The sequence below is a fragment of the Kribbella kalugense genome (genome assembly GCF_004365875.1).
GTDB lineage: Bacteria > Actinomycetota > Actinomycetes > Propionibacteriales > Kribbellaceae > Kribbella > Kribbella kalugense.
Window position 1 is genome coordinate 581,807 of the sequence record NZ_SODF01000004.1, and the last position, 6,911, is coordinate 588,717.

General features: G+C 66.0%; 9 protein-coding genes. 7 read left to right on the top strand and 2 right to left on the bottom strand.

The annotated features are described in order from the left end of the window. Positions 1 to 46 precede the first annotated feature (46 nt). Positions 47 to 475, top strand: a complete 429-nt coding sequence (locus tag EV650_RS40125) for a hypothetical protein (protein ID WP_134124464.1) — start codon at positions 47 to 49, stop codon at positions 473 to 475. 23 nt (positions 476 to 498) lie between these two features. Here EV650_RS40125 and EV650_RS40130 read toward each other — a convergent pair whose 3' ends face one another. Next, the gene (locus tag EV650_RS40130; RefSeq protein WP_134124465.1) at positions 499 to 1,323 is read right to left on the bottom strand and encodes an aldo/keto reductase; all 825 of its coding nucleotides are present in this window, start codon (positions 1,321 to 1,323) and stop codon (positions 499 to 501) included. Positions 1,324 to 1,534: 211 nt separating this feature from the next. Here EV650_RS40130 and EV650_RS40135 point away from each other — a divergent pair, with 211 nt between their 5' ends. Continuing rightward, positions 1,535 to 2,164: a hypothetical protein gene (locus EV650_RS40135; protein ID WP_134124466.1), complete on the top strand. Its 630-nt coding sequence runs from the start codon at positions 1,535 to 1,537 to the stop codon at positions 2,162 to 2,164. A gap of 221 nt (positions 2,165 to 2,385) precedes the next feature. After that, on the top strand, positions 2,386 to 3,387 hold the full coding sequence (locus EV650_RS40140) for a hypothetical protein (protein WP_134124467.1): 1,002 nt from the start codon (positions 2,386 to 2,388) through the stop codon (positions 3,385 to 3,387). Positions 3,388 to 3,464: 77 nt separating this feature from the next. Here the strand turns inward: EV650_RS40140 and EV650_RS40825 are convergent, their stop codons facing one another. Then, entirely contained in the window at positions 3,465 to 3,758 is a 294-nt protein-coding gene (locus EV650_RS40825; RefSeq protein WP_238174779.1) for a hypothetical protein, read from the bottom strand. 140 nt (positions 3,759 to 3,898) lie between these two features. Between EV650_RS40825 and EV650_RS40150 the strand changes: the two genes are divergently transcribed. From EV650_RS40150 to EV650_RS40165, 4 genes are all read left to right on the top strand, one after another. Further along, positions 3,899 to 4,252, top strand: a complete 354-nt coding sequence (locus tag EV650_RS40150) for a helix-turn-helix domain-containing protein (RefSeq protein WP_134124468.1) — start codon at positions 3,899 to 3,901, stop codon at positions 4,250 to 4,252. Between the two features lie 44 nt (positions 4,253 to 4,296). Continuing rightward, positions 4,297 to 4,500 (top strand): KTSC domain-containing protein, encoded by a 204-nt coding sequence (locus EV650_RS40155; RefSeq protein WP_134124469.1) that lies wholly within the window; start codon positions 4,297 to 4,299, stop codon positions 4,498 to 4,500. 73 nt (positions 4,501 to 4,573) lie between these two features. Next, complete coding sequence (locus EV650_RS40160; protein WP_134124470.1) at positions 4,574 to 4,801, top strand: hypothetical protein; 228 nt, start codon at positions 4,574 to 4,576, stop codon at positions 4,799 to 4,801. A gap of 68 nt (positions 4,802 to 4,869) precedes the next feature. Beyond that, positions 4,870 to 6,183 (top strand): serine hydrolase domain-containing protein, encoded by a 1,314-nt coding sequence (locus EV650_RS40165; protein ID WP_134124471.1) that lies wholly within the window; start codon positions 4,870 to 4,872, stop codon positions 6,181 to 6,183. Positions 6,184 to 6,911 lie beyond the last annotated feature (728 nt).

Sequence of the window (6,911 nt, forward strand, 5' to 3'; positions counted from 1 at the left end):
GCGGCTTAGGCTCGCCCGCGACCCATCCGCTGTTCCGGGAGCCGCCATGCCGTTTCTTTCGCCGCTTCGACGTGCCGTCGCCGTGACAGCCGCTGGTCTTCTGACTGCGGGTCTGCTGACGGCGGCTCCGGCGTACGCGAACACCATCGCCAACTGTTACGCGCACCCGTCCAAGGAACTGACGAACGCCCGGCTCAGCGCGGCGGTCTACTGCACCGACGGAGAGTGGCTCGGCGTTCATGACGACCAGGCGGACGGCTACAGCGCCCGCGCCGCGATCCAGCTGTACCAGAGCCAAGTCGGCTTCTGGTACGACGCGCACGAGTGCTTCGACGACACCACCACGGCCGATTACCAGGGCTGGAGTTTCTGCAACTTCTCGGTGACGGACGGGACGCTCGTCCGCATCCGTCTCTGGTCCTCGAAGAGCGGCGTCGAGTCCTACTCGGTCGTCACCGGCTCCTTCACGACCTGACCGGGCTACCTTCGGCGATCCGGTTAGTGGCCGGATCGATCGGAGTCCGCGGCCGTCTTGCCCGTGCCGTCCAACGCGGTCAGGGCTGCCAACTCCTCGGTGCTCAGGTCGAAGTCGAAGACCGCGAGGTTGTCCGCGAGGCGGCCTCGGTCGGCTGACTTCGGGATGGGTACGACGTCCTGCTGGGTCTCCCAGCGCAGTACGACCTGACCTGGCGACCGTCCGTGCGTCTTCGCGATCTCGAGCACCGCCGGATGGCTCAGGAGCTCGGTGCCCTTGCCCAGCGGGCTCCAGGCCTCCGTCACGATCCCGTGCTTGGCGTGGAACTCTCGCTCGGCCGCCTTCGCCCACACCGGGCTGAGCTGGACCTGGTTCACCTCCGGCGCCACGCCGGTCTCGTCGATCAGGCGCTGGAGGTGCGCCGGCTTGAAGTTCGACGTACCGATCGCCCGCACGAGTCCCGCCTCGCGCAGCGCGATCAATCCTCGCCACGCCTCGACGTACTGGTCTTGTGCTGGGTTCGGCCAGTGGATCAGCAGGAGGTCGAGGTACTCCACGCCCAGCTTCTCCGCGCTCGCCTCGAACGCGGTCCGGGCGCCGTCCACGCTGTGCCAGCGTTTGTTGAACTTCGACGTCACGAACACCTCGTCCCGCGGCACACCCTTGAGCGCCCGCCCGACGCCGACCTCGTTGCGGTAGTTCTCCGCCGTGTCGATCAGCCGGTACCCGAGCTCGAGCGCCGTACTGACCGCCAGCTCCGCATCCGTGTCGTTCATCGGCGACGTACCCAGCCCGACGCGCGGCATCTCGGATCCGTGACTCAATGTGACGGTCGGAACCTTGCTCATCCGTCTCCTCCTTCGGCAGGCGCTGCCTCGACACCGTACGTCGATCACCGTCCGAACCCGCCGGTCCGTCCCAGAATCCGGCCGACCACCGCGCCGTACGTCGTACGGTCCGGGCCGCCGGTCTCATCCCAGGCATATCCGGGCGCCAACTGTCGGAGCTGTGGTTCATCATGGTCCGGCGGGGCTTGAATCGCTTGGGAGAGGTGGGCGAATGCGGAATCGGCTGATCACTCTGGTGGACCTCGGTCTGGACAACTCTTTCGACGCGTCGATGACCTTCGTCCAGGGCATCACGGGCAACATCAACGCCGGCTGGGACCAGCCGGTGATCGACGTGAACTTCGTCCGTACCCGCGACCACGAGACCGCGTTCTCCGCGCTGACCACCCCGTCGACCGTCCTGCACGTGATGGCACACGGTGATCACAGCGAGGAGCCGTCCTTCCTCTCGACCGACGGCAAGACCCAGGTCTCGCTCAGGTCGCTCGCCGACTGGTTCCTGGACCACCAGTGGGGGATCGCCAGCGGCGTCGTCATCGCCGACGGCTGCAAGACCGGCATCGGCAGGTGGCAGCGCGCGATCCGCGACTGTATCCAGGACGACGTCACCTACATCGGCACCAGCGCGGTCATCGGCTGGTACGAAGCGACCGTCTTCTGCTCCGCCTTCTACGGCGCCCTGGTCCGCAACCGCGGCCTCGGCCGCACCCCCGCCGAGCAGGGCTGGGACGCCGCCAACCGAGCCATCCGAGCCTACGAAACCCTCACCGACCAACGCTGCCCCTACAAACCGGTCGTCCTCACCCCCTCCCGCCGAGCCCTCCGCTCCCTCACCGGCTGAACCGGCCGAGCCGTCTACTGCTGCCCCGTGGCAGCAGCCGGCCCGACACGCTCTTGGCGGCTACTTTGCGTTAGGCGTGTGAGACTTTTTGTGGACTCGTCGTGGGGCGCAGTCCGTGGTCTGGGTTGCCGGTGGCTCGGACGGCGTGAGGACGGGGAAGCCGTCAGCTGTGCATTGGCCGACCTGCTGACCTCCGCCCGACGCGGTGAAGGAACGCCACCATGAAGCTCCATCGGAACTCCCTCCTGACCGCCGCCGCGATCATGCTGGTTCTGTATTTGGTGTCGCTGGTCGTCGGCCTGCCGGGCTGGGCGGCGGTGGTCCTGACATTGGTGCTTTTGGTCCTGCTGGCCGTCGTCTGGAAGCAGCCCGACGAACCCCGTCCAGTCGTGACCAAGCCGACGCCGCCATCCGTCGTACTCCCGGATCGGGAGCCAGTCTTCTCCGGTCCACCGACGCGAACGGTGGCGGACGTACGGCTGCCGTCCGCGTCGCCCGACTTCCAGTTCAGCTTCTCGGCCGTGGTGCAGTGGTCGACCGTCCTGTCGGGCTCGCGCCACGCCGACCTCGGCGCGGTCGCGGTCGACGCGTTGCTGGAGCGGGCGCGGTCGTTGACCGTGCGTCAGCAGGTGACCGACGAGTCGCTCAACCAGCACCGGCTGGCCGCGCTCCTCGGCGAGCCCGCTCTTGACGAGAAGGGACAGGTACGCAGCTGGGCCACCGAGGTGCGGCTGCGACTCCCGGACGCGGATCAGAAGCACCTCCAACATCTCGCCGCCCTGCACCGTCGGGAGCAGACGACTCTGCTCGAACGCCGGATGGAGCAGGACAAACGCGCCTACTTGAAGGACGACGTCTTCGCCACGCCCGGATCGGCCGCGGTCTGGTGGCTGGTCAATCACCCGGGCGAAGTCGAGACCGCACTCGGTCTCCTCGACACCCTCGCCGAACTGTCGGCCGCGGCGAACGATCTCCCGGTACGGCGTACCTCCGCCGAGGAGATCGAACGCCAGCGGCCGACCCGTGCCGAACTCGCCTTCAGCACGGCAGTCGACGGCCTGACCAACCCATCGGGCTCCGCCGAGTCCGGATCTGGCAGCTCCGACTCCGACAGGGCGGAGTCGGACACGGCCGGCTCCGGGAGTCCCACTGACGAGTCTCACCAACGTCCCGTCCCACGCCATGTGGACGCCCCGTACCGAGAGCAGTTCTACTCGGAGTAGGCCGGTGAGGCGGGCCGGCTGCAGGGTGGGCCCGCCCCACCGAGATCGGCTACGCAGGGTGACTCGGCTGAGCATGGCTACTCGTCCAGCCAGCGGATCGTGCTCGCGCCGCTATGTCCGTGGATGGTCAGCAAGGCGTCGATGCCGTCCGGCCACACAGTCGTGGTCCGGTATGGGGCGCCCCAGTGCAGTGCGACCGTCCCGTCGCTCCACTCGACTCCTTCGGCAACCACGCCCGTACCGCTGACTCCGGAGGGGTCGCGGTGCCGGATCAGCTGGAAACAGCGTGGTCCGGACGTGGTTGCGACCTTCAGATGACGCCGCTGTGTCGTCCGCGGCAGCGTCGCGGTTCTCCCGCTCATCTCGTCCATGTGCCAAGTCAACGGCCGGCCGGGCGTCCTCACCAGGAACTCAACCGGTATCCACAGCGCACAAAATTTGCCCACCAGCGGTGACCGAATCGCCATATTCTGATAGCAGGGAGTGACCAACGCGCAAGGGAGCGACACGGATGACAGTCATTGAGGAATGGACCGGCCGGCACGCGCACGCCTTGCGGACGGCGCTGCGGCTGACCAACGAGGCCTTCGCCGAACAGCTCGGCATCTCGCCGCGCACCTTGACGAAGTGGCGCGAGAGACCCGAGGTCGTGCCCAGCCCATATCTCCAGGAGGCCCTCGACACCTACCTCAACCAGGCGTCCGCCGACGCCCAGGTCCGGTTCACCGCCAACCTCGGGCTCGACCGGCGACGGGTGCCGATCGACGAGGGCGTGCTGATTCAGCTCAACGCGGCCCTCGGCGACCTGGCGCGTGCTTTGAAACGCCTACAGACCGAGGATCCGGAGCGATCTCCCACGCCTTGACGGCAGACTGGGCGCCGCAGCACCAGGTGCGAAGGGAGCGAAGGATGAGGCGACGCCCGGTGAACTCGTCGAGTGTGCGATCGGTCGGTTGGTCCGACGGCACGCTGGAGCTCGAGTACGTCAACGGCTACATCTACCAGTACCTCGACGTTCCGCAAACGACGTACGCGGCGCTCCTGGCAGCGCCGAGCATCGGCACGTACGTCAACAAGCACATCAAGCCGTACTACGAGTTTCGCGAGATCTGAGTTTCCGGCAAGCGTCCGCAGGGCACCGGATGGGCGTTCACACGGGGGTGAGCGCCAAACCCTGGAGGTGGACATGCGTACTCGTCGAGCTACAAGGACCAATTCTCGCGTCGTCACGATCATCCTTGTGATCTGGCTGGTCATCGGACTGGCAGCTGCCGCGCAGCGGAACTACTTCTCAGGTTCCAGCGCGAGCTGCGCCAAAGTCGGTACGACGCTGGTCACGATCGTCGCCGGTCCGCTCAATTACGTGGGCCTCAACCCGAAGATCGACTGCAGCACGCCCAAGCCGTCGCGGTAATCCCAGCTCCAGCGAGCCGTTCCCGCCGTACCGTGCCTTCACGGACTTGGAGCGGGAGGGACACGGACATGCTGGATGAGGAGATCAAGGCCGATCTCGAGGAGTTCAACGTTCCCGGCGCGAGCTGGGCGGTGATCGAGAACGGCCAGGTCCACCAGACCGGGACGGCCGGTCTGGTGGAGGCGGGCGGATCTGAAGCGGTCACGCCGGACACGTTGTTCCAGGCCGCATCGATCAGTAAGCCGATCGCCGTACTGGCGATGCTGCGGTTGGTCGATCGCGGTGTGCTCGATCTCGACGAAGACGTGAACGAGAAGCTCACGTCGTGGCAGGTGCCGCCGACCGGTTCGTGGCAACCTGCTGTGACGTTGCGGCAGTTGGCCAGCCACAGCGCTGGGCTGACAGTGCACGGATTCCCCGGGTACGCCTACGGTGATCCACTGCCGACCACGCTCCAGATCCTTGACGGCGTTCGACCGACCAACACGTTCGGCGTCCGCGTCGACCTCGTGCCGGGAACGCAGTTCCGGTACGCCGGCGGCGGCACCATCGTCATGCAGCAGCTGTTGGAGGACGTCACGGGTACTCCGTTCCGTGAACTGGTCCGTGAGCTCGTGCTGGAGCCACTCGGCATGTCTAGCAGCGACTACGTTCAACCGCTGCCACCAGAGCTCCAGGGGAGAGCTGCGGTCGCACACGACGAGCGAGGCCGCCCGCTTGAAGGCCGCTGGCACGCGTACCCAGAGCTGGCCGCCGCAGGCCTCTGGACGACTCCGACTGACCTCGCCAAGGTGGCCATCGGCGTGCAGCAGATGTACGCCGGGGTTACCGGCGCACTGCTGCCGCCGGAGCTCGCGCACGAGATGTTGACCCACCAGATTGCCGCAAGCCAGCGCATCGGCGGGCTGAGCCATCTGGGGCTCGGATTCTTCCTCGACGAAACCGGCCGGCGGTTCGGACACAGCGGGGGCAATGCAGGATTCCGTTGCCACCTGCTGGCCGATCGGGACACAGGCCAGGGTGCTGTCGTGATGACGAACGGCGATGGTGGCGGCTGGGTCGTGCCTAGGGCGTTCGCGGCGGTTGCCTCGACGTACGGCTGGGAGGGGTACCCAGACCAGATCGAGGCTCCGGATCTGCCGACTGACGAGGTACTGGCGGAGTTGGCGGGCACCTACCGGTTGGACGGCAGGATGATGTTCACGGTCGAGCAGTCCGGGGGTGGGCTTGAGGTGACGTTCGACGGGCAGCCCCCGCAGCTCTTCATGGCACGGTCGGCGACGGGCTTCACCGCGATGAACACCGAGACCGGGTTCGAGGTACGCGAGGGCGGACTGATCTTCCACCAGGAGGACATCGCGCTCGGCTGCGTTCGGGAATAGCTGCTGGGGTGGCCCGGTTACACCTCATGCCGCTCGGTTTCATGACCCCGGGCCTCAACCTCAGCCGCTACGAGCGGCCACTCGCCGAGAGGCGTCTGCTGGGCGGTGCTGTACGTGACGGGTGGGAGTCGGGCGACCGGCTCCCATCTCGTCGTCTCACCCCACGAAAACCGTTTGTGTGGGTGCGGCATGATGGAAGTACTACCCGCGGAGACGCGAGTGAGTGATGTGACCAGAGGGACCAGCACTGCTTCCCTCGACACCGGAACCTGGGTGCCGAGGACGGGTGCCGGGGAGCTCGGACGAGGGTCCGGAACCCCGATTTGCATCCGCACCACGAATGTCAGTAATGTTCTTCTTGTTGGAGCGAAGCGCAGGACGCGAAAGCGGCCGGCCCTCCGACAAACTCCCTGAAGGTCTCGGCAACTGAAACATGCCTCGGCAGGTTTCAGTCACTGAGTCGCGCAGGGGGACTGAATCGAAGAGGGCCGATTTGACCGGCTCAGGACGAAACAGTAAAGTAGGGCGAGTTGCCCCGGAGCTTCAAACGAAAGTCTGAAGCGCGGTGTGCATCCGATTCTTGAGAACTCAACAGCGTGCCGAAAGTCAATGCCGAAATTGTTTTACCCCGTTCACAGGCATTGGGTGACTTCTTCTACCTGGATCTCTTCGAGGTTTGGGTGGTGGGTTGTCTATGTTTGTGTCGGATTCCTTTGAAGTTATTACGG

What these genes read in the sequence shown, in the direction of transcription:
- EV650_RS40140 (WP_134124467.1), top strand. Translation starts at nt 2,386, where the DNA reads ATGAAGCTCCATCGGAACTCCCTCCTGACCGCCGCCGCGATCATGCTG.
- EV650_RS40155 (WP_134124469.1), top strand. Translation starts at nt 4,297, where the DNA reads ATGAGGCGACGCCCGGTGAACTCGTCGAGTGTGCGATCGGTCGGTTGG.
- EV650_RS40130 (WP_134124465.1), bottom strand. Translation starts at nt 1,323, where the DNA reads ATGAGCAAGGTTCCGACCGTCACATTGAGTCACGGATCCGAGATGCCG.
- EV650_RS40125 (WP_134124464.1), top strand. Translation starts at nt 47, where the DNA reads ATGCCGTTTCTTTCGCCGCTTCGACGTGCCGTCGCCGTGACAGCCGCT.
- EV650_RS40165 (WP_134124471.1), top strand. Translation starts at nt 4,870, where the DNA reads ATGCTGGATGAGGAGATCAAGGCCGATCTCGAGGAGTTCAACGTTCCC.
- EV650_RS40825 (WP_238174779.1), bottom strand. Translation starts at nt 3,758, where the DNA reads ATGGACGAGATGAGCGGGAGAACCGCGACGCTGCCGCGGACGACACAG.
- EV650_RS40160 (WP_134124470.1), top strand. Translation starts at nt 4,574, where the DNA reads ATGCGTACTCGTCGAGCTACAAGGACCAATTCTCGCGTCGTCACGATC.
- EV650_RS40150 (WP_134124468.1), top strand. Translation starts at nt 3,899, where the DNA reads ATGACAGTCATTGAGGAATGGACCGGCCGGCACGCGCACGCCTTGCGG.
- EV650_RS40135 (WP_134124466.1), top strand. Translation starts at nt 1,535, where the DNA reads ATGCGGAATCGGCTGATCACTCTGGTGGACCTCGGTCTGGACAACTCT.